This is a genomic window from Paenibacillus sp. GYB004 (genome assembly GCF_036577605.1).
GTDB classification, from domain to species: Bacteria; Bacillota; Bacilli; order Paenibacillales; family NBRC-103111; genus Paenibacillus_AB; species Paenibacillus_AB oceani.
The window spans coordinates 27,334-51,428 of the sequence record NZ_JARBDB010000073.1; the positions used below are offsets into that span (position 1 = coordinate 27,334).

At 52.8% G+C, this 24,095-nt stretch carries 14 protein-coding genes; 12 read left to right on the forward strand and 2 right to left on the reverse strand.

Annotated features, from left to right (window positions below; genetic code table 11):
* The first annotated feature begins 3 nt into the window (after positions 1–3).
* Positions 4–2,259 carry an excinuclease ABC subunit UvrA gene (locus tag PV433_RS33240; protein ID WP_332076238.1) on the forward strand — a complete coding sequence of 752 codons (2,256 nt, stop codon included), beginning with the start codon at positions 4–6 and terminating at the stop codon, positions 2,257–2,259.
* Positions 2,260–2,459: 200 nt separating this feature from the next.
* Complete coding sequence (locus tag PV433_RS33245; protein ID WP_332076239.1) at positions 2,460–3,614, forward strand: serine hydrolase domain-containing protein; 1,155 nt, start codon at positions 2,460–2,462, stop codon at positions 3,612–3,614.
* A gap of 758 nt (positions 3,615–4,372) precedes the next feature.
* Here the strand turns inward: PV433_RS33245 and PV433_RS33250 are convergent.
* A complete protein-coding gene (locus PV433_RS33250; protein ID WP_332076240.1) occupies positions 4,373–5,311 on the reverse strand; it encodes an alpha/beta hydrolase family protein in 939 nt (312 codons plus the stop codon).
* Positions 5,312–5,587: 276 nt separating this feature from the next.
* On the opposite strand from PV433_RS33250, the gene PV433_RS33255 reads away from it, so the two are divergent.
* Complete coding sequence (locus PV433_RS33255) at positions 5,588–6,469, forward strand: AraC family transcriptional regulator (RefSeq protein ID WP_332076241.1); 882 nt, start codon at positions 5,588–5,590, stop codon at positions 6,467–6,469.
* Between the two features lie 155 nt (positions 6,470–6,624).
* Positions 6,625–8,379, forward strand: coding sequence for a hypothetical protein (locus tag PV433_RS33260; RefSeq protein WP_332076242.1), 1,755 nt, complete (start codon positions 6,625–6,627; stop codon positions 8,377–8,379).
* 324 nt (positions 8,380–8,703) lie between these two features.
* On the opposite strand, the gene PV433_RS33265 is transcribed toward PV433_RS33260, so the two are convergent.
* The gene (locus PV433_RS33265) at positions 8,704–9,642 is read right to left on the reverse strand and encodes an AraC family transcriptional regulator (protein WP_332076243.1); all 939 of its coding nucleotides are present in this window, start codon (positions 9,640–9,642) and stop codon (positions 8,704–8,706) included.
* Between the two features lie 119 nt (positions 9,643–9,761).
* On the opposite strand from PV433_RS33265, the gene PV433_RS33270 reads away from it, so the two are divergent.
* From PV433_RS33270 to PV433_RS33305, 8 genes are all read left to right on the forward strand, one after another.
* Positions 9,762–11,102, forward strand: a complete 1,341-nt coding sequence (locus PV433_RS33270) for an ABC transporter substrate-binding protein (protein WP_332076244.1) — start codon at positions 9,762–9,764, stop codon at positions 11,100–11,102.
* Positions 11,103–11,117: 15 nt separating this feature from the next.
* Entirely contained in the window at positions 11,118–12,926 is a 1,809-nt protein-coding gene (locus PV433_RS33275) for an exo-alpha-sialidase (protein WP_332076245.1), read from the forward strand.
* Positions 12,927–12,978: 52 nt separating this feature from the next.
* Positions 12,979–14,952, forward strand: a complete 1,974-nt coding sequence (locus tag PV433_RS33280) for a hypothetical protein (protein ID WP_332076246.1) — start codon at positions 12,979–12,981, stop codon at positions 14,950–14,952.
* A gap of 1,252 nt (positions 14,953–16,204) precedes the next feature.
* Positions 16,205–17,278 (forward strand): sialidase family protein, encoded by a 1,074-nt coding sequence (locus PV433_RS33285; RefSeq protein WP_332076247.1) that lies wholly within the window; start codon positions 16,205–16,207, stop codon positions 17,276–17,278.
* Positions 17,279–17,317: 39 nt separating this feature from the next.
* Positions 17,318–18,655, forward strand: coding sequence for an ABC transporter substrate-binding protein (locus PV433_RS33290; RefSeq protein WP_332076248.1), 1,338 nt, complete (start codon positions 17,318–17,320; stop codon positions 18,653–18,655).
* A gap of 96 nt (positions 18,656–18,751) precedes the next feature.
* Positions 18,752–22,189, forward strand: a complete 3,438-nt coding sequence (locus tag PV433_RS33295; protein WP_332076249.1) for a DUF4838 domain-containing protein — start codon at positions 18,752–18,754, stop codon at positions 22,187–22,189.
* Between the two features lie 176 nt (positions 22,190–22,365).
* Positions 22,366–23,151, forward strand: a complete 786-nt coding sequence (locus PV433_RS33300) for an IclR family transcriptional regulator (protein WP_332076250.1) — start codon at positions 22,366–22,368, stop codon at positions 23,149–23,151.
* A 114-nt stretch (positions 23,152–23,265) separates the two neighbouring features.
* A complete protein-coding gene (locus tag PV433_RS33305) occupies positions 23,266–24,051 on the forward strand; it encodes an SDR family oxidoreductase (protein ID WP_317891270.1) in 786 nt (261 codons plus the stop codon).
* Positions 24,052–24,095 lie beyond the last annotated feature (44 nt).

Below are 24,095 nucleotides of genomic sequence, written 5' to 3' on the forward strand. Positions count from 1 at the left end.
ATCATGAGCGAATCCAATCAGGAGTTTATCGTAATCTCAGGTGCGAGGGAGAACAATCTCAAAAACGTATCCTTGCGCATTCCGAAACGGAAGATTACGATCTTCACCGGAGTATCCGGCTCCGGCAAGTCATCGATCGTCTTCGATACGATCGCCGCGGAATCCACGCGATTGCTGAATGAGAACTTCAGCATGTTCGTGCGCAATTTTCTGCCACGTGTACCTCAACCGGACACGGACGGAATCGAGAACTTGAGCATGGCAGTTATCGTGGATCAGAAGCGGCTGGGCGGCGGTTCCCATTCCACGATGGGCACAATTACCGATATTTCGCCCATTCTGCGCCTTCTCTTCTCGCGGGTGGGTCAACCCCATATCGGACAAGCTCACATGTTCTCGTTTAACGATCCGCAAGGCATGTGTCCCGAATGCAACGGGATCGGCCGGAAGCTGGGCGTCAATATGAAGAAGGCGCTGGATATGTCGAGGTCGTTGAACGAAGGAGCGATTATGCTGCCGGACTACTCGGTGAACAGCTGGGAGTGGAACATGATCGTGCAGGCAGGCCCCTTCGATCCCGATAAGAAGCTAAGCGATTATCCGGAAGAGGATCTGGAGCAGCTGTTATTCGGCAAGGCCAAAAAAGTGCAGGTGGATTTCGCCGGCAAAGCGATGAATATTACCGTAGAAGGTGTCATCGAGAAGTTCACCAACAAGTACATCAAGCAGGATGTAAAGGCGAAGTCCGAGCGCACACAGCGGGCTGTGGCGCCGTACATCTCCGAAGGACCCTGCTCCAGCTGCCGCGGCGCAAGGCTCAGTCAGGCTGCGCTCAGCTGCAGAATTCATGAACATAACATTGCGGAGCTGTCCTCCATGGAAGTCGGACAGCTTATCCGCGTCATTCGGGAGATAGACGATGCGGTCGCCGCGCCGATGGTCAAATCGCTGACAGAGCGGCTCCAGCATCTGGTCGATATCGGGCTTGACTATTTGACGCTGGACCGGGAGACGGATACGTTGTCCGGCGGCGAGTCGCAGCGCGTCAAGATGGTGAAGCACCTGAGCGGCAGTCTGGTGGATGTCACTTACATTTTCGACGAGCCCAGTGTCGGCTTGCATCCCCGCGATGTGCACCGGTTGAATGAATTGCTCCAGAAGCTGCGCGACAAGGGCAACACTGTGATCGTCGTCGAGCATGATCCCGACGTGATCAAAATTGCGGATCATATCGTCGACGTCGGGCCTCACGCGGGCAGCAGGGGCGGTACCATCATGTACGAAGGAAGCTTCCAGGGCTTGCTGGAGTCGGGAACATTAACCGGGACCCATATGAAGCGGCCGCTCCAGCTGAAGCAGGCCTGCAGGCAGCCGTCCGGCAAGCTGTCCATACAGGATGCGACGCTTCACAATCTGCGGGACGTAAGCGTAGATATTCCAACTGGAGTGCTGACCTTAGTTACGGGCGTTGCCGGATCGGGCAAGAGTACGCTGATTAATGATATTTTTCTCAGCCAGCATCCGGATGCGATCGTCATCGACCAATCGGCGGTAGGCGTGTCCACACGCTCGAATCCCGCGACCTACACGGGCATTATGGATGACGTGCGCAAGGCGTTCGCTTCTGCAAATAAGGTGAATCAAGGCTTGTTCAGCTTCAACTCCAAAGGGGCTTGCGAGAACTGTCAGGGTCTGGGCGTGGTATATACGGATCTGGCTTTCCTCGAAAGCGTGAAGCTGCCCTGCGAAGTATGCGGAGGCAAACGGTTCAAGGAAGAGGTGCTTGAGTACAAGCTGAACGGCAAATCCATTGCGGATGTGCTGCAGATGACTGTGGAGCAGGCGCTGGACTTTTTCGAGCTGAAGGAGGTTGTCCGCAAGCTCCAGGCGATCAGTGACGTGGGACTAAACTATATTACGCTCGGCCAGCCGCTCAGCACGCTGTCGGGCGGAGAATGCCAGCGTATCAAGCTGGCAAGCGAGCTGCATAAGAAGGGCAGCATCTACGTGATGGACGAGCCGACGACCGGTCTGCATATGTCGGATATCGGGCAGCTTCTCGGGATTATGAACCGCCTGGTGGATGCCGGCAATACGGTGATCGTCATCGAGCACAATCTCGATGTGATCAGCCATGCGGACTGGATCATCGATATGGGACCGGACGGAGGCAGCAAGGGCGGTCAGGTCGTCTTCGAGGGCACCCCTACGCAGATCCTTCATGCGGAGCAGTCGATCACAGGAAAATACTTGGTGTAATCGTCCACTCCAATGGACCTATCCCTCAACCGATTGAATTCGGTTTGGGGGATTTTTTTGTTGATGTTATTCCGTGTTGTGAATCTAACGAAAGGAATTTATGGTAAAATCTAGAATTCATAGCGGGTGATGTTTTCGCAGCGGGGTGTTTGTTCTCCCGGTGTGCGCTTGTACATAAAATCGAAGAGGTGATCTTGCGAATGAAGTATACGAAACTGCAAGAAGGTACCCCGGAGCAGGCCGGAATGCGGCCTGAGCGAGTGAACGAACTGGAGCGCAGAGTGAAGATGTGGGTGGAGGAGGGAGCGACGCCTGCGGCTGCTATGTTAGTTGCAAGGAATGGAGTGATCGTATCGCACGATGCTTACGGTCCGCTAACACCGGATAAGGGATCGGCACACCTGGAGAAAGATTCGTTATTTCCTCTCGCTTCCTTGACGAAACCGATCACCGCGACTTGCATCCTGATCCTCGTCGAGGATGGCAAATTGGATTTGTTTGACCCGGTGAATCGGTTTATTCCCGAATTTGTCGGGGAGGGGAAGGCGGCCGTTAATCTCCATCATCTGCTTACGCATACATCGGGTTTGCGCCAAGAAGATGTGCACGACCATGTGAAAAAACAGGAGCTGCTGGGGAGCGTAGTTCCGGAACCGGAGCCGACTTCGCACCCGAAAGAGCGAAAGTATTTTGATCTCAGCTGCGGGGCTCCGTTGTGGAAGCCGCCCGGGACGGAAATGCGATACTTGGGTTATGGGTACAAACTTCTCGGGGAAATGGTAAGACGCGTAAGCGGACAATCGCTGCAACAATTTGCTGCAGAACGAATTTTCGAGCCCCTTGGGATGAAAGATACGTTTTACGTTGTCCCCGAAGCTTTGTTTGGGAGAGCCGTCAGAAGAGATGAGAATTTGGCTGGAGGCAGATGGCTCGGCACACCGGAAGCGCTGCGCGATCCGTCGGCTTCCGGCGGCGCTTATTCGACGGTGATGGATATGGCAATATTCGGGCAAATGTTTCTAAACGGCGGTCGATATGGCAATTCGAGAATACTAAGTCCGGCTTCCGTACGCGAAATGGTGAAAAACCAAATCCCCGGCGTTCCCGCCGCCTCCAACGGAATGACGTTCCGGGAAGCATCATGGGGCTACGGCTGGAACGTGCGCAGTATGAAGCAGGATGACAGCGGCTGCTTACGGTCGGCTCATGCGTATGATCATGGCGGAGCCGGCGGCGTTCGCTTGCTAATGGAGCCCGAATATAATCTGCTTTGGGCGTACTTTCCAATTGTGACGGATAAACTCTATACACGCAATTTATTCAATAATATGGTTATGAGCTGCATCGACGAGTAAACCGGATTGGAGCGGTTTGTACCCGTTACTTTGAACAAAATCCGCTTGGGCGGGGAAATAAGAGCGGTTTGGAGCTGCTAATTTCCGCGAAAAGGGTACACCCCCTATCCGTTGGCTGAGATAAAGGGTGCAACCCACTTCTATGCGCCTCGGTCCCGCCAATATTCCGAAATTAAAGGATGCCAAAGAGGCTGTCGATTCAATGTGTAGAAGTGTTAGCAGGTTGTTCCAAGTGAAAAGTTACCTTCTTCAGCTCAAACAGGTTGTCCTGAATCCCTTTATTAAATAAAGATTGTAAGATAGGGGATTCCAGACAAAACTCGCCAGAAGGTAATCTTTTCCCTTTCCACTTGGTTGTCCACAATGAATCAACCGCCTCGCCAAGACTCTTATTATGTTAGTCAGACCCGCACAAAGATCGGGATTGGGAAAGGTGGCTTACAATGAGAAGTGAAGACACTCGAATATGGTTTTATGGCTTTGTTGTCGGCACCGTTCTAATGCTGATGCCGGTTCCGAACTTCTTTTTCTGGAAAGATGTTATAGAGCACGTCGAGTCGATCTTTCAGTATATTGGCTTCGTTTTCTTCGTTATTTGTGGCTTTGTCATACTTGCACAAGTCGTCAGAAGATCTTTTGGAAAATGAGCAAAAATTCAATCGGAATGCATCAATCGAAGTAATGGAGAACGAATGTTTCACAAAGGTAAAGGCAGCCGAACGAAACCGATCGGCTGCCTTAGTCCACCGCGAACGACGTTAGAAGCTTTTCTGCAAGAAATCATAACCTTGCTCGAGAGTTTCGACCGGCGGACGGTGACCGCTGGCGTGATTGATGAAGAGATATTGCGACGGATCGGAATAACCCGCCTGTTTTATACCGTTCAGCGCATCTTCATTGTCGTACAGCCCTGCGATTAGAACAAACGGCTTCAGCCCGGCAAGGCGCAGAAGCTCCGCATGATCCATACCGGCGGCTTTCAGTGCATCGAGCTTGTCTCCCCAATACCACGGTTCGTTCCAATTCGAGCGATCCCATTCAAGCCCGAAGTCGCTGCACAGCATAGCTTTGATCCGGTGATCCAGACAACCTGTATATAAAGCCATCTTCCCGCCAAGCGAATGCCCCGCTATCCCGATCCGATCGTGGTCGACCCGAGAGTCCGCACACAGAAGGTCCACCAGAAGCTGAGTATCGGCTATCAGTTTGCCGATGCCTGTCCACTCCGGGTGGTCGCGAAGCAGACTGTCGGCGGCGTGCCGCCAACGGGAGAAATCCCGGCGTTCCAGTTCGAACTCCCGGTAGGTCAGGTGATAAGCATCCGCGGAGACAACCGCATATCCGCGGCGTACGAGTTGCAGAGCCATCGCAATGTCAGGCTCGTCGGTTGGCTCGAGCGTGTCGAGATCGTACCCGGCCATCCGGTCGGGGTAGTAAAACGGAACGACTACCGCCGGCAATTTGCCGTTGATCGTCTTCGGCAGCATTAATAGTGTCCGTTGCACCGTACCCGGACCGTTTGCCTGCTCATACAGCTCACCATCAAACTCGGCCGTCTCTATTTTGCGGATAAGACTCAGACGACGCTCGTATTCATAGCGCTCCGGCTTGCCGATCCGATCAAGCCACTTCCGGGTAAGGTCTTCTAATTCGTTCATCTCGGTTCTCCTTGTACTTGGTTCTATGTATTTCCTCAAACTCTAAATTCTCCAAAAGGAGCGTATTCCCTTCCTTGTATAGAAATAGTCGGAGTTGTTTTTCATTCGGGAGGCGAGTTTGTGAATCAGACGGCCACACGGGAAAACGTAGGCTGGCTAGCCAAACCGGCACTGAATTAAATTAATTACATTAAATATTAATTGCATTAATAACTAACTAGATTAATTGATAATGGAAAGTCCCGCGTGACTTCCTCGTCCGGGGTATGTTATAAAATGGAGAAAGCGAGTAATACCGTGAATCGGGGTGTCGTTATGAGAATCAAATCGATGAGCCTGTATTCGCATCCTCGCGATTTTCCGTTTTGGATTCAGCAAAATCTCCATGACGTGCGGGATATGCCGGATTTTCACACTCATAAGTTTGTCGAGCTGATCTACATTGCCGACGGACGGGCTACGCATTTGTTCCAAGATATTTGTTACGAGATCCAGGCGGGAGACATATTTATCATCAATCCGGGCGAGAGGCACGGATATTCGCTGAAGGAAGATCAGCGCATCGTGCTGTTCAATTGCCTGTTCGAACCGGACTTTATCCCGCATTCGCTTCTTAACAGGTTGCACATTACCGATTCCCTCGACTTTTTTTACGTCCAGCCTTTTCTGAACGGACACTCCCGATTTCATCACAAGCTGAATCTGCGGGGCGAAGCGGCGGACAGAACCAGGACCATTCTGGAGGAGCTTCTTCAGGAATTGAATCGCCGGCAGCCGGGTTATCAGGCCATCATTCAACTGAAAATGACCAATCTGTTCATCTTGCTGTCGCGTTTCTACAAAAACCGCAATCATCATGCCGACCACCGCTCGCCCCAAGAGTTACTCGTCCGCCGTATATGCGGGTACGTCGAGCGCCATTATAACCAGAAAATTACATTGCCCGATATATCCGCGCTGTTCCAGATCGGCGTCCGCCAATTGAACCGGTTGTTCAATCAATATACGGGTTCGAGCGTAATCGAGTACGTGCATCGCATCCGGATCAAACATGCAAAGCGCCTGCTGACGGATACGGACGAGAAAGTCAATGTCGTTGCCGAATTGGTCGGTTATGGGGACCCGGCCTTTTTCAATAAGCTGTTCGTGCGGGAGACGGGACGCTCCCCTGGAAAATATAGGGAAGAAAATCGTTGATCTTCACGCGCCGCCGCGAAGGTCTTTTTTGTCGTTTTGTCCGATATGACCGTATCGCCGAGAAGGAAGACCCGATCGGCAATGGAATGTCATGCACAGTCTCCTTTACAATCAAGACATGAAAGCGCAATCATAACAAGTGAGGAGTTGTTATAATGTCAATCGTTAACGATCAATCAAACCAAGAAAAGGAAGCTGCAGCTGACAAAGCCGTAGACGCGAAGTTTAGCAGGAGAAAGCTGTTGAGCGTAGCGGGCTCTGCGGCGGTAGCAGGCGTCTTTTTGGGGAAGAGCGTAAGCTTTGCGCGTCAGGGTAACGGCGTGGTGGATGACGTATATGGAAATCTGACAAACCGTCTTCATGGAGAGGCCCGCGGTATTCGCCGAATAATGGAAGAGATCCGGCAAGAATACGGTCACATTCCTGTAAACGTAAAGGAGTTTGGCGCTGTCGGCGATGGGGTAACCGATGACTCCCAAGCGTTCCGGGATGCATTGGATTATGTATGCAGCAATCATCTGACCTTGGTGACGGATCTGGGAAAAACGTATATCGTGGACAATATCGTAGTAGAAGGAAAATCGGACTTCCGGTTAGTATTTCGAGGGGTTTTAAAAAGACCCGATCAATTGCCTGCAACCAACCCCCAGACCCGAACTTTGCAATTGAATAACTGTTCGAATTTTGTAATCGACGAAATCCGCTTCGACGGCAATCACCTGAACAACAACTGTGTCGTTGGCGGGGTTTACAATACGGTATATTTGCAAGAGTTTAGACACTGCTTGTATTTGCAAAACTGCAGAAACGCCCGGTTCGGCAAAATTCATGGCAAAAACCCGTCCGGCGACGTGATTTACATCAATGGGCCTAACACCTACGGCCTCGATTTTGATGAGGTAGAAGGCATTTCCGTTGATACGGACGGGGTCACCCCCATTGCGCTGGGCCGCAATACCGTATCCATCTGCGAGGGGAAGCAGATTACGTTTCAGGCTGTCAAATCAATCGGAGTCGGCCATGTAACGATGCCCGGAGGGTTTGATATTGAGCCGAACTGGGGCGAGCAAGTTTCCGACGTATATTTAAACTATCTCTATGTCAAATCAAGCTCGATGAGCGCTTTGGGGGTTACGACCAAATATGGGGAAGGTGCAAATATTAGAAATATTGAAATTGGCACGGTCTACATTGAAAATGATGTGGCTGCGCCAAAGAGGCTGCTTGTCATTACAGGATGCACGAATGTTCACCTGAATCGCGTATATATCAAAGGAACCGCCGAATCCTATGCGGTCCATATCGGGATCGCAGGAAATGCGCAACCGGTATACAATCTGAAATTCGACTCTCTTGAAATTGACACTTGCAGATATGGCGTCATGGCCAACCATTTAAACGAGGGGTATATGAATGTCATCGTGAAACAGGCGTCGGAAAATTTCCTTCGGTTATATAATGTTGCTAATTTTGATTTTGATGTGAGAGGCAGCTTCAATCCATTAACTGCTTTCCCAAATCAACCGGTCAAAAACTTTTGCATCTATTTGTACATGGCCGGCACGAACTATTTAAGTAATTGCAGATTTAGCGGTGATTTGGCAAAGGAACGAGTGGGGAATGTAGCGGAAAGATGCATTACTGCGAACGCATCAAACGGAGCAACCCAAATCACAAACTGTGAATTTACAAACATCAATACGGACGGATGGGCGGAGGCAACCAAGTTTGTCGGGCAATTAACGCATACGAGAAAAGCGGATTTCACACGGTCGAATAATTTGGGGGCTTCCGGAATGCGACCAACCGCCAATCTGATGAAAGGACTTTTCTATTACGATACCACTATTAATAAACCTATATGGTGGAATGGAACGAATTGGATCGACGCAACGGGGACCATCGTGTGACAGGAACGATCATTAGCAAGAGCGTCATTTCACTTCACGTCCGGGACAGTTTGAGAAGAAAGACGGAATAGAGAAGCGCCGTCCTCATATCCGGGATATCAAGTCCCTAGCCGCAGAGAATCGCATTCTGCGGTTTTTTAACGTTTATGGAAATCATTATCTGAGAACAACAAGCCCTTAGTGCAGGCAGCTAATGATTTGGCTGAAGCGAAAATCGAATGTGTTGCCGCCTCAAAACGGGACATTTCGTCGCAAAAGATGTCCGCTTCGTTGATTGTTGATCCCATTTATTACCGGTACACTTGGTTACGAAGGGAGGTTTGATCAAGGATCGGAACGGCTCATGCCATCTTGATTTCGGTTTCTGTACTCGGTCGGGGTCATCCCCAGCTTTTTTTGAAACAGGTAATAAAACCGGTGGGTCGAGGGGTAGCCGACTTCCCCGGCAATCCGTTCCACAGGCAAAGCGCTTGTCCGCAGCAGGTCCTTGGCCACTTCGACTCTTGTATCAAGCAGTTTTTGCTTAAATGAGGTTTGGAAGTACTTCTTGAGCAGACGGTTGACTTGCTTGGTGCTTAAACTTAATTGTGCGGCGAGCATTTCCAGGGTCAGATTTTGCCGGTATCCCATGAAAAAAACATCGATGATGTGGGAGCGCAAATCGTCCGTGACTCGACTCGGTATAGCGTAATCGACAGGCGTTCCGCTATCCAGACGGACCGCGCGCGCGACTCGAACGATGATTTGCGCGAACAAGCTTTGCACGTTCGTATACGAGCCCAGCGAAGGAGTCGCGATTTCATGCCGGATTTCATCCACAAGGCGGAATAACATGCCATGATCCGCATCGGCCGGCAGGCGGCAGTAATTCACGGAGGATAGCACGGCTTCCAATTGCTCCGATTCTGTCAGAGGGAACCAGGAGTCGCTTTCTTTATCCTCACGGAATGTGAAGCGAAGCGTACTGCGAACTACAGGATCGTTCGCGTCAGGTTTGACCCCATGAAAAATGTTCGGACCGATCAGATGAATGGAACCGCTTCCAAGTATCTGCTCCGTCTCGTCAAAGATCAAAGTACCGGAACCGGACCAAACGAATTGAAGCTCAAAGGCGGCGTGATTATGCTTTTCCTGCACATACCCGAGCGCCCGGGGAACGATATTGTCGTTGAGCAAAACATCGAAAAGCAGCGAGCCAATGCGAACCTTGATATTCAGACGATCCCAGAACGTGGTGGCAGCCAGATCGCGCGATTGCACCATAAGTATCCCCCTCGGTTGCTCAGTCGCTTTATTTTATCACAGTGGCGGTCAAGTGCGTCAATGTCAGGAAAAAACACGGGCAAGACTAACACTATCAAATAAAAGGAGGGTTTAACGACATGCCGAAACATGCGAAAGCCAGTGCTTTTCTAACCTCGGTGCTGGTTACGACCTTATTAGCGGGCTGCGGCGGAACGGGGAACGGGCAAAATGGCGCTAGCGGAACCGAAAAGAATGAAAAAATGGATACGGCCAACAACGAACCGGCAGAGGTTATCTTTTATTCGCACAGCGGCTTGGCGCCGGAGCAATTCAATAATCGCTACGGCAACAAATTGAGGGAGAAATTCCCCAACTATACGATCCAATATATCCATCGCAGCGGTACGGGAACGGGAATCGCGGAAATGGTCACAGCGAAAACGCCATTCGATATTTATTTCGCAAATGTCGGCTCCTTCGAGAATGAAGCGATTCAATACGGCCTGCAGTCTGATATGACCGAGTTGCTAAAGAAACATCAAGTCGACCTGGGACGGTTCGATCCGTCGATCATCGGCGGCGTTCAGTCGTCACCGCACGGCTTGTATGCGCTTCCCATCCATACGGATACGATGGCTTTGTATTACAATAAAGACCTATTCGACAAATTCGGGGTGGAGTATCCGAAAAACGGCATGACTTGGGACGAAGTGTATACGCTTTCCAAGCGGCTGACGCGCAAAGACGGAGACACGCAATATATCGGGTATGCGCCATTCTCCACCTATATGTTTTATATGAACCCGTATTCCATCCCCGTTGTCGACGGGAAAACGGAACAGCCCACGATCAATAAGGACAGCCGGTGGCGCAGCTTTTATCAGAAGCTGCTGATCGAGCCAACGGAAATGCAGGAAGTAAAAGCGTATCTCAACAGCTTGAAAACAAATAAAAGCCACGTCGTAAACGCATTCATGAAAGACCGCTCGCAAGCGATGCTTGCTTACGTATCCGCCCTGGCTCCGACCTGGCCTAATGAGATGAAAGCGTTTAACTGGGACTGGGTGTCGGTGCCGACGCTTAAAGAACAGCCAAGTGTTGGCGTTCAGCCGTACACCGCCTACTTCGGAATCACGAATATATCGCAAAACAAAGAGGCGGCTATGGAAGTGCTGAAGTATATGGTATCCGACGAGTTTCAGCTTTCTCTGGCGAAGCAGGGATATATGCCGGTCGTGCAAAACAAGGACGTCAAGCAGGCGCTCGGACTGGAAACGGCATTCAAGGACAAAAACTGGCAAGCGTTGTTTTACAACAAGATGGCGCCCGTTCCGGTCAAAGGCATCTATGAAAACCGGATCGTCGGCGTTTACAACGGCTTGGCGGAGCAAGCCATGCTCGGTACGGTGGATCTGAATACGGCATTGCGCCAATCGGAGGAAACCGCCATGATCCGGCTGGACGAGTGGAAACGATAAGGAGCGTGAATCGATATGAAAATGAATAAGACGGTTCGTATTGTGTCGGTTTTGTTGTTTCTCTGCTTGTTCCTGGTGTCCTTCCAGCCCGTGAGAGCGGATATCGAATCCGGGCAGCCTGATGTGACCGTAGCGGCAGGTGGAGCGCGGAATACGTTTTTCCCGGATGTGGAGAAGCTTCAGAACGGGGACTTGATCGTCGTGTATTACGACAGCCCGGCTCATACTTCGCAAAGCGGGCGAATCTCCATGGTGCGGAGTGCCGATGACGGACAGACATGGACGGCCCCTACAACCGTGGCGGATTCCGTGTACGATGACCGTGACCCCAGCGTTATGCAGACGAGCGATGGAACGCTACTCCTTACTTATTTTTCCACAGATTGGAGCCAGAGTCCTTCGAAGATTTTGGGCACTTACAGGGTCCGTTCCAACGACGGGGGATTTACTTGGTCCAGTCCGGTCTTGGTGGAGACGAAGCTGGACTATGCGGCGACAACCTCGAAGGTGATTGAACTGGATAACGGCGATCTGTTAATCCCGCGCTACGGCAAAATGCCCGGCCACTGGCAGTCAAAAATTATGATCGGCAGAAGCCCGGACGGAGGCATAAGCTGGCCGCAAGCCGACGAAGTGGAAATACCGAACCCTTACGGAACGAACTGGGTGGAGCCGGCATTGGCCGATCTCGGGAACGGCCACCTGATGGTGATGATCCGAACCGCTAAATATGCACACGAAGCCCATTCGTACGACAACGGTTTAACTTGGACAACGCCCGTCCCGACGGATATGGAGGCACATGCCTCCAATCTGCTTGTGCTCGACCCGGGGAGCTCCGCCCCGAACATTTTGCATACATGGGGAGATTATTCAGGTTTGTATGCATTCGGCCGCCCGGTCGTCGGTCAGATCATCCAGGCGGACGGAACGCCCGTTTCGGAGCGGGTCTTGATGTATGCCGGGCATTGCGGGGATGAGAGTTACCCGAGCAGCGTTCGGCTCGACGACGGACGTATTTTTACGGTATATTACGACTCTTGCGCCAAAAAGATCAGCGGAACGTTTAGTACGGTGAACGATTTTTTAAACTATGAGGAGCCTACGACCATTTGGGACAGTGAAACCGGAAAATTGGACTTGTGGAAGATGTATAAGAACGGTAGTCTGCAGATTTCGACGGATATGAACTATATCCATAGCAATTTCCATCCGCACGGTCCGATCGACGGAAATCTGACCTACAATTATTCCGCTGCCAAAGTACAGACAGGGGAGGGCGCCTATTGGTCGATCGAGCTCGATCAGTCGTATCCGTTCAGTAAGATCGGAATCATCCTGAAACAGAGCTTGCCGGAAACCGCTAATGTTTATTTGTCCGCCGATGGCGTAAATTGGGGCAGCCCGGTCGCCGAATATGAAGATGTCATTATGAACCAGATGCAGTACATCGTCTTCGACCAGCCTGTTCATGCGCGATTTGCCAAAGTGGAAATATTGGAATCGAGCGGTACGGATATTTTGTGCGAATTCACCTTGTTCGTCCCCACCGATACCGGTACGGCGGGCGCGATGCTGAACCGGGTCGATCAATTCGGAAAGTCGGGTCAAATCAATGCCGTATTCGCCGATCACCTGACGTACCGCTTAACGGTTATTCAACAGCTTGTAAGTCAAAACGCCATTTCGGATGCGGTTGCCTATGTGCAGGATTTCCTGCAAACGATCCGTGATCCGTCCGTGACCGGACAGGAGCTCATTTCGGAAATGGCCGCAACTACATTAAGTGCGGAAGCAGACTTGTTTATCCGGTTTATAAGTTGATCCGGCCATGCAAAGTCAAAAACCATAATACAGCGGAGGTATGACGAAATCGATGGAACCTATCATTCAGTTCGGCGAACAAATCCCGATCAAGACCGAATACGGCCCGATTGCGTTCGGGCTTGTAACGGCAGGCTCGATGGTCAGTTGGTCGGCAGAGCGGGCCAAAGACTTGCTGATCAGCAGAATATGGTCGGGAATCTATCTTTATCCAACCGATCACTTGCAGGACAGCGAGCTTGACGTACCGCCAAAGCTGGTGTGCAAAAACAAATTCGTCCCGACAATGGGCATCCCTGCCGACTGGAACCGGGACGGGGAGGGCGATCTGATCGTATCCGACCGGTACGGGTTCCTGTACTGGTTCGAGCGCAAAGGAACGTATCCGGACATCACGTTCGAGTACGTAGAGAGAGTGCAGGACAGCCGGTCGGGATTGCCGCTCAATATTCCGTACGACAATCCGAACCATACGATAGGTGACGGGAACGGCTATATCGACCCGAACTTTTACAACTACATCTACCCGATGGTTTATCCCAATCCGGACGGGCAATCGCTCGATCTGATCGTCGGCGATATGTCGGGCAGACTGTGGTGGCTGCCTGACGGAAGCGGCGGAGCAGGGAAACCGCAATATACCGGCATCGAGTATACGAAGCTCTTGGCACATTCGAAGGCGGCTTACGGGAAAGCCTTATTGGAGTCGTTAGGCACGGAATACGTACGGCCAGCCGAGAAAATAAACGACGAGAACGGGTCGCCCTTCTTGCTCGGGGACGGCCTGGAGGACGGCAAGGGCTTCCGCGGCTTTTTCACAAGGCCTGCGCTTTTCCGCAATCCGCGGACCGGTTCCGACGATCTGCTTGTTTTGGCTGGTTACGGGCTTCCCAAACTGTACTATTTGCAGCGGGTACATACTGCCGGAAACGGAAAGCCGGTTTTCCGGAATCTGGGCGAAGTGAAGATCGACGGACTGGAAAAGCCGATGTTCGGACTGTTTTCCCTGCATGCCAAGCTGATTGTGGACCAAACGGACGGAGCCAACGATCTGCTGCTTACAGCTGGTACTCACATTCTGAGACTCCAGAACAAACAGTCGGACGGGTTGGTACCGGAATTCGTCTGTATGGGTCCGATCAGTGGCCGCAATGTGGTCACCTCCGGGTATAATTATTCCGCCGTGCTGGAAGACCGGCAAAGCGGGAAGCGTTATTTGGCGGACAGTACGTGGACGCAAATCGAGGTTCGCGAAATTGTGAATACGGCGGACGGGGTTTATTTATCGACGGAAAGAAAGGCTGTGGAAGACCAAAACGGCGTATTCCGCATGGAGGGCGAAACGGACGGGCAGGAAGCGCCGGACAGCGGTTTTCATCAGATCGCCAAATGGGACTTTGACGGCAGCGGACGCCAGCATCTCATTGCGGGAAGTGACAAAGGCTTGCTGTATCTGCTCATCGACGACGGTGAGGCGGTGCGCGAAGACGCATTCAAGTTTCGGTCCGCCGGACCGCTGAAGGATTGTGACGGCAACGTCATCCGGATTCATAACCGGGTATGTCCCGCGGCTGTCGATCTGGACGGAGACGGGCTGGAAGATTTAATCGCAGGCGGAGCGACGTATCAAGGCGGATTCAAGACAGACCCGAATCCCGGAGCGGGCGTCTACTATTTGCTGAACAAAGGCATCGGTCCCGACGGGCTGCCGGTTCTCGATCCTGCTCGAAGCTTGCCGATATCCGGCCACGAGTTGATCGTTAGCACGAATCGAATGATCGAGATTCAAGCCGTCGATTTGGACAAGGACGGTTGCAAAGAAGTGATCATTATGTCCGGCGCCGACAGGCAAACCGGCCGGGTATACCGGACGACAAGTCCGGTCGGAATACACTACACGGGTAAGATCGTACCGGGTATGGGGCTGCTCAAACGCGTTCTGGATCTGGATGGCGATGGCGAACTGGAGCTTGTGTACGGCGGAGGCGAGCCTGGGGTGGCGTGCTACTGGAAAACGATTTTGTGATTGATGGTGGGCAGGGGGCCGTAGAATTCTACGGCCCTTTTGTAATGGCAAGGGCATACGCGGAAGCGGCTGCTGAACCGATTGAAACGAATGTACAAAAGTGGAGGAATTCCGGACCATTTTCAGAGCGTACTTGCGGTCTATAGACTGCAGTTGCGCTCTTTGTTTGTCGTTGATCAGATTGGAATGAGGTTATCATTCCTCCGTTTGCCCCCCTGCATACTTCATTCAGTACATGCGCGGCGTCATCCTGTAGATTGCCGGAACAGCTTGTAGAAATGACTCAAATCGTGAATGCCGACATTTGGCTTCGCCAAGGTGCGCATCCGGCCGCAAGCCGGGGCTGTGGGAAGCGCCTCCATACGGAGACAGTCCTACAAGCATGGAGTAAAGGTCTATGAAGAAGATAATCGAAGAGGAGATTAACCGGACAAGAGATTAACGTCTACTTCGACAACTTGATCGCAGGGGACGCTTCACGTTACGATTTCAACGTACGGAGTTTAATCAGTCGCCAATGCAACGACCGCTGGACGTGTGTAGGGGAACCCCCGTTTCGCCGATCTTAGCAGCTCCAAACCGCTCTTATATCCCCACCCAAGCGGTTTTTAGACAAAATAAAGGGTGCAAACCGCTATTCTTGGGTTCGGTTCTTCTCTCCCTGTTATCGTCAGAGCGACATTAGTGGCGAATACCCAAATAGTCTTATCGGTCTCAACACAGATCGACAGGAGAGCGTCCGGAGGCGGCATAGGAGCCGGCAACTGGCGGGAAACGGTGCGTCCGGTCCTTCAATATTTCTTGACGGTTATAAGGAGTTCCTTATATAATGAATATAATACGAGAAGACGTCTCGTAATAAGAGAAATGATGGATGGGCTTTGTCTTTGAATAGCAAAGTCTTCATTTTTTAAAGTCTTTTCGAGACCATTTCTCGTAATAAGAGAAATACAGAGGGAGGGTTTAACAAACCATACAGAGAAAATAGCTGAGAGCAAGATGAAAACGGAAAACGGAAAACGGAAAACGGAAAACGGAAAACGGAAAACGGGCGTGAGAATGAGGGAAAACGTTTTTAGAGTACGAATGGAAGCGTTATCATCTATCCGGGGCAAAATGGCAAATGAAGTCGAGCCACCCAAGCAAGTTTTTATGAAGTCAAACGCTCAAGCAAGTTTTAATGAGGTAAAGCCACCCAAACAAGTTTCAATAAAGTCAAGCTACTCAGCAAGCATCAGGGAGGTTATACGCTGTGAAGGGACTTACGGTGCGGGAACATATGGTTTTGTACAAAGATGCTAAATATAACACGTTCCCGAGTGCAATCCATTTAAACGACGGCGGTTACTTGGTCGGTTTTCGCCAAGCGCCGGATCGGCGATCGGTGTATGGGCGTTACGATCATATTGACCCGTCGTCCAAGGCCGTCACGATTTCTTCGGCGGATGGGCGCAACTGGAGTGCGGAAGCAGAGGTGTTATTCGATCACTTCTTTTATGGGGTGCAGGACCCTTGTCTGAATGTGATGTTTGACGGCACCATTGTGGGCACTTTTTTTATGTGGAAAGTGTTCGAGACCGGAGATTTGCCCGAACAGCCCCGTGATCGTGCCGTGTATGATCAATGGCGGGCGCGCAAAGCAGGGGCGTACACGATTCGTTCGAACGATGACGGCAAGACGTGGGATCAGCCTGTCGCGATTTCGATCCCGGACGTTGCGATACGGGGAACGGGCGTCCAGGCGAAGGACGGAAGTTTGCTCATTCCGATGTACCGGCTTGGTTCGGACGGATTTGAGGTATTGATCGCACGGACGGAAAATTGCGGCCATACTTGGACGATTCAAGGCACGGTCCGCTCCATCGACGGCTGCGACTTTCAGGAGCCGCTTCTGTACCGCGCACCGTCGGGCAAGCTGATCGTCTTGATGCGGACTCGCCTGCAGGGAAGCCGGCCGGAAGCGAACCGTTGTCCGCTGTATACGTCGGAGTCGACCGATGACGGGGTTACCTGGAGCCGTCCGGCGGCACAGCCGTTTTACTCGCCAAGTCCGTTTCACGGTTTGTTATTGAAGGACGGACGTCTGCTGTTGACGTACGGTCACCGGTATGAGCCGTATGGAATCCGCGCCGCTCTTCTCGACCCTGAGTGCGAGCGCTGGGACGCATCGGAGGAGATCGTGCTGCGGGAAGATGCGAGCGGGAGAGACATCGGCTACACAAGCTCCGTTCAACTGGATGACCATACCGTGCTGGTGACGTATTACTATTACGATACGGATGGATACCGGTATATTGCCGGAACGTTGTGCGAGCTGCAAGGGTAGCTTTACATTTAAAAGAAACAACCAAGGGGGATTATCGGCATGTATCCATTAAAGGTAACCGGAAAAGCGGGTATCGCTTCAACTGCTTGTATAGCGGCCAGCCTGCTGTTCGCAGCAGGATGCACGAGCGGTGACAAAGGAAATGAACAAGCCGGAGACAAGACGGAAACGCCGCCGGCCGTCACACAGCCGGAACCGGTACAACTGACGATGCTGGGTAGCGTGACCAAGGAAAAGTTTATGGAAGAGGACGGCCCGGCGCTGAAGAAAAAGTTTCCGCATATCACGATCGACTACTACTTGCTGGGTACGAAAGACGACACCGGCGGGGGACAAGTGACCTTGGAAAGCGCGCTTGCCACCCGAATGCAGGTGGATCTGATGGCCGTCGGGCTGTCGAACATCGGCAAGCAATTGGTCGATACGAAACTGGCCTACGACATTAGCGAGCTGATCAAAAAGCACGGCTATAATCTCAATATCTTATACCCGCAATCCATTACCGCGCAAAAATCCGTCACAGGGGGAGCGCTGTACGGACTGCCGGTCAATCGGAGCGCACACAAAATTTACTACAACAAAGATTTGTTCGACAAGTTCGGAGAAAAGTATCCGAAAGACGGATTAACGTGGGACGAGACGTATGAGATCGCGAAAAAGATGACGAGAAATGAAGGCGGCGTGCAATATTTGGGCGCGGTGATCGATTACCGTCATATGATGCTGGTTAATCAACTGAGCATCGGCATGGTCGATCCGGTCAGCCATCAATCATTATTCGTCAAGGAGCCGAAATGGCAGCGGTTCGTTTCCAACCTGGTGCGTTTTCAGCAAATTCCGGGCAACGAGGCGAACGTCGCAACAGCCTTTACGAAGGAAGGCCGGGCCGCCATGTATATCGCTTCGACGGATTTGAACGGAACGTGGACCGGAATTAATTGGGACATCGCCAAAGCGCCTACGTTCGCCGATCTGCCGGGGGTAGGCAGCTCCATCCATGGAACGATTACGGCCGTCACCAGCACGAGCAAACATAAAGACGAAGCTTTTCAGGTGGTAGCCTATCTGGCTTCTGAGGAAAACATGCTGAATATGGCGCGGCGAGGCACGTTGTCGGTACTGAACGATCCGAAGGCGAAATCCGAATTCGGTAAGAACATTCCATGGCTGAACGGGAAAACGATTCATGCCGAGGCGATGTTCCCGGACAAACTGGCGGAGCCGTATACGCCGACACCGTACGATGCGGTCGCGCAGGCGGCGCTTGTGAAGGAGATGACGAATCTGGCAACGGGCAAAACGGCCGATGTGAACACCGCTTTACGGGTTGCGGCAGAAGAAGCGGACAAAGCAATCGCAGCACAGAAAGGAAAATGAACAGCAGGACGGTAAACGTATCCATCAAACGACGGAGAGGACGAGGTTCATTTGAATGACTACCCCCATCCATCCAGAACAAGTCGGATTACTTTGTTGCTTCTTGTTGTATCGACTATCCTGCTGCTAGTGTTAAGCTCGCTGCGTACAGAAGCCCAGCAATCGCAGGCGTCGCCATTGGCGCAGCATATCAATCAGCTGGAAGCTTCCGGGGACATGGCGGCAGGAGTCTCGGCAGAAATGCGTTACCGCGAGCAAATCATCCAAATCCTCATCGCACAAAACAACAGCGAGCAGGCGGTCGCGTACTTGAACGATATGCGCAGTTTTATTCATGCACCGGCACTTGAGCAGATCGGACTGATTACCTCCGCCGCGATTGTCTCCATGGATGAGGCGATCGACACGCTGATTCTCGAACTGCAGGGGGGCAATCCGTCGCCGAATCAAGAGACGGAGACTCTGCCCATCGTCGTAAACGGAGAAGCCAAAGCCGTCGTCGTTGTCGCCGACCAGGCGGAGGAACAGACAATGCGAAGTGCGAACCAACTTGTCGACTATGTGCACAAGTCTACAGGCGTGCTCCTCTCGGTTTATGGGGCAAGCGAACTGGGCGGCGGTACGGGGACGATGACGCGGATTGAGGTGGGGCTGGACGCTTTCGCACCCGATTCCCATGTCGACGCTGCCCTGGACGGTGTGAAGGAGGACGGTTTCCTGATCCATATGCACGGTTCGGCGATTCGTATTGCCGGCCCGTCCGTATGGGGGACTCATAATGGCGTCCTGGAATTTCTGGAACGGTATGTCGGCGTCAGATGGCTGTTCCCCGGTCCGGATGGGGAGGACGTGCCGCAGCACGCGAGTTTGTCGATAGAGAGGGAAGATGTGCGGCAGGAGCCGGCGTTTGCGTTTCGCATGATGAGTCCGTACGGCGGGTCCCCGGCGGTGCAAAGCGCCAGACAGCCTTATTTTGAATGGGCGCAGAACAACCGACTGCAGGGCAACTACAACAAGTGGAAGGGCATGGTCTTCATGCACAACCTCTTCTCGCTGTTCCCGGTTGAGGAGTACGGGACGACCCACCCGGAGTATTACCCCGGCCATAAGGCGCCGGACCGGCCGATGCACGGCTGGCAGCCTTGCTTCACCGAGCCCGGTACCGTTACTACTGCGGTGGATCGCATCCTGGCCTACTTTGCGGCGAATCCGAACCAGACGTTTTTTTCGCTTGGGGTTAACGATTCCGTAGACTACTGCGAGACGAATCCGACCCATCCAGCTTATCCGGGACAATTGAATTCGATCGGGCTCGTTAATATGTCGGACATTTATTATGCATGGGTCAACGAGGTGGCCGAGCAGGTTTTGCAAGTATATCCGGACAAATGGTTCGGGGTGCTTGCTTATAAAAACGTGATGGACCCGCCATCGTTTCCGCTTCACGAGAGGGTCGTGCCCGTGCTGACGAAAGACCGGATGGCCTGGGCGGACGAGAACGTCCGCGATGACGGGGAGGCGCAGAATGTCCAGTGGTCGGCCGCCGCCAGCCAGCTTGCCTGGTACGACTACTTGTACGGCATCTACTATACGCTTCCGCGCGTCTATCCGCACCTGATGGCCGAACAGTACGAGTATGCGAAGGAACACGAAGTGATCGCCCATTATACGGAAATTTACGATCAACTGGGGGATGGGCCGAAAGCATGGCTTGCTGCGAAGCTGCAGTGGGACCCGGATCAGGACGTCGATGCGTTATTGATGGAATGGTATGAACGGATGGTGGGTCCTGCCGCCGCCCCGGATATCCAGGCGTATTTTGATGTGTGGGAAAAGTTCTGGACGGACCGGGTGTTGGAGTCCCCTTGGTTCGGGGACCGGAAGAACAGCACCTATTTGTCCATCAGCGACGCCTCGTATCTGAATCTGGTGGCGGAATCCGATCTGACGACGAGCAGGCAGCTTCTTGCGTCTGCCGTAGCCAAGGCCGGAACGGTGCAGCAGCACAAACGGGCGCTTCTGTTGGAGCAATCGTTCGATTATTACGAAGCATCGGCGCGCAGCTATCCGAAGTTGTATGAAAGGCCGCAGCAGGAGCAGGATGCCCTGGATCTGCTGACGGAAGTGACCGGAACGCTTGAATCTCGTCTCGCCTATGCGGCGGAGCGGCATGACCATCTGGAGGCGTACAACGATGAGATCGCGCTTGCATTCCCTCCGTCCTCGCTTCCGCTGGTGGACTGGACGGGATGGAACGCGTCGGCGTTTTGGTATCTGGCGGCTTATATGAAAGAAGAGGAACCGCTGGGCGGAGCGGTCACCCAGCAGGTACAGCTTCTGGCGAATACGTCGCCATCCGCGCCTGTACGCGACTTTGCCCGCTTGCTGCTGCGGACCGGTTCCAGCATGCTGTCCTTATCGGCAAACGCTTCGTTCGAGGAAGGCGGAGCGCAAGCGGCGGCGTGGCAGAGCTGGATACCGACATTCGGCACGATCCAGCGTACCGAGCAGGTGTCGCACCGGGGGACGGCGAGCTTGAAGGTGGAAGGGATGGTTCGCGGCGGACCTTACCAAACGTTCGCAGTGAAGCCCGGACTGACTGCCGCTCAGGTGTATTATTATACGCCGCCTCAATCCGGGACGGCCGGCACGATTCAGCTCAATCTCCATTTGAAAGATGCGCAAGGGAAAACGCTCAAGTCGATCGTGACGAGTGTAACTCCGCTTGCGCGTACAGCCGGGGAGTGGTCTTCCGTCAGCATACTGGAGGATGTCCCTGCTGCCGTCCAAGGGAGCGAGGTCAAGCAGATCCAGGTCGTTATAACCCTGGACGGCATGGAGCAGGACGCGCTCGTTTACCTCGACGATGCGGAGGTTTTCCAGTATGAGGAAGAATGGGTGACAGCCCAAACGTTATGGCCGTTGGTTGATGAGATCCGGACGAATGAGCCGAACGGGGGACCGCTTACGCAGCAGGTGAACGCACTCGCCCAGCAAACCGAGCCGTCCGACCAGCGGGAATTCGCGCGATTGCTGCTTGCGATTACGAGCGGCTCCGCTGCGTCGATTACGGAAAACGATTCCTTTGAAATGGGGACGACGGCCGCTCCTCCATGGGGGAATTGGCTTCCTTCAACCGGGACGATCGCTCGAAGCGGCGATGAAGCGCGAACCGGGCAGTACAGCTTGGCTGCTAACGGGCTGCAACTCGGCGGACCGTACCAGTACGTCGTGCCCCAGACGGGACCTTTCGCGGCCCAAGCCTATGTCAAGCTGCCTCCCGGTCAAACGAGTTCGGGTACGATGCGTTTATATATCAACCTGACCGATGCGCAGAAAAAAATTATCGGGACGTATACGTCGCCCTCTTATCCGGTGGATACAAGCGGGCAGTGGAAGGCGATCCGCTATGCGGGGTGGATTCCGGATGACGTCAATCAAGTGGATGTGAGTTACGTACAGGTCCACCTGCGTTTAAGCGGGATCGAAGCAGGGACAACATTGTATATCGACGATGCGGTGTTGTATCAATAACGTGCCCGGCAGGAAGGGAAAGGTTCAAATGCGGCTGCTTCTTTCGGGAAGTAGTCGCTTTACATGCAAGGACCGACGGCAGAACGATTGACAACAAAGAGGCCGATCCTATATGATTCTTATATAGAATCTGGAGAAACGTTCTCGCATTATGAGACCGAAGGGGAGGCGCAGCTATGAAGAAAGAAAATACGCCGTATTATATCGTGCAATCCGTCGATCGGGCCTTCTCGGTATTCGAGCTGTTCATCCGTGAGCGCAGACCGCTTGGCATTACAGACGTCGCCGAGCATCTGAAGCTGCATAAAAGCGTCGTACACCGGCTGCTCGCCACGGCGGAAGCGCACCAGCTGCTCGAACAGAACCCGGAGACAGGCAAGTACCAGGTCGGGCCGAAATGCTTCGAACTCGGTTCGGTTTACGCCAACAATGCGCTCATTACCGAAGGGAAACGTTTCTTGCCGGAATTGGCCGAGAAATTAGGGGAAAAGGCGCATCTGGGAATATTGCACGAGGGTACCGTACTGTACTTGCTAAACCAGGAATCGCCGAAATCGACGCGAGTGAACGCCCCTGTCGGCGTACGCAATCCGGTGAGCGCGACAGCGCTCGGCAAAGTGCTGATGGCTTGGCTGGACGAAGTGCAAGCTCTGGACATCCTGAACAAGCACGGTCTGTCGGTTCATACGCCCAAGTCGATCCGGACGGTCGAAGCGTATATGGAAGAACTCAAGCAGGTGCAGTCTCGCGGTTATGCGATCGACGATGAAGAACTGTCGATAGGATTTCGCTGCGTCGCGTTTCCGATCCGGGACCATACGAGCCAGGTTGTAGCGGCGATCAGCGTGGGCGGGCGTTCGTTCGGAAACGGCAGTCTGGAACCGGTCGCCGAAGTTGTCCGCGACTATGCCGTACTAATATCCGAGCGGCTTGGCTACGTTCCGAGAGGTGTAGTGGAGTAAGATAAGGGATGCCGGCTTTCTGCAAAGAAAGCCCATTCTTTTGTTCATTAAACGAGATTTTGTCTCGCAATAAGAGAAGTGTTACGAAGCAAAAATGGGAAAAGGATGAACACCGTGGCGAATATAATGGAAGCATTCTCTTTATTGGGCAAGGTGGCAGTCGTAACGGGCGGGGCCGGCAAGTACGGCCGGCAAATCGTGAAGGCGCTAGCGGAGGCGGGAGCGAGCACCTGGCTGACTTCCAGCCGCCAAGACCAGCTTGAGCTGCTGGAGCGGGAGTTTCATGAGACCGGGCATGCGGTGAAAGCGGTCTATATGGATTTGAGCGACGAGTCTTCGATCCACGCTGCGAAAGACCGGATCGTTCAGGAAGAAGGACAAGTTGACGTGCTCGTCAATAACGCCGTCGCCCGCCCGATGAAAAACGGCTGGGAGGAAGAGTCGTTCAAATTCGCTGAGAGCATGAAGGTCAATGCAACGGGGCTTTTTATCGCTACCCGCGCATTCGGCAACAGGATGGCCGAACGGCAATCCGGGTCGATCATCAATATTGGCTCGATGTACGGGATGGTCGGGCCGGATACGACGCTTTATGAAGGACTCGGCACAAAGGTTAATCCGGATTATTTCTTTCATAAGGCGGGCATGATCAATTTCACCCGATACGTTGCGAGCCATTACGGTCCCGAGGGGGTTCGCTGCAACTGCGTTAGTCCGGGCGGGTACTGGACGAAGATGACCCCGGACATCTTTACCGAACGATACAAGAAACGGACACTGCTCGGCCGGATGGCGGGCGATACGGATCTGATGGGCGCCATCGTATTTCTCGCCTCGGAAGCGTCGAGTTATATAACGGGTGCGAACCTGCCAGTCGATGGAGGATATACGGCGAAATAACGAATAAGGCCGGACTCAAAAGCGGCACATCGCGGAAGAGGTGG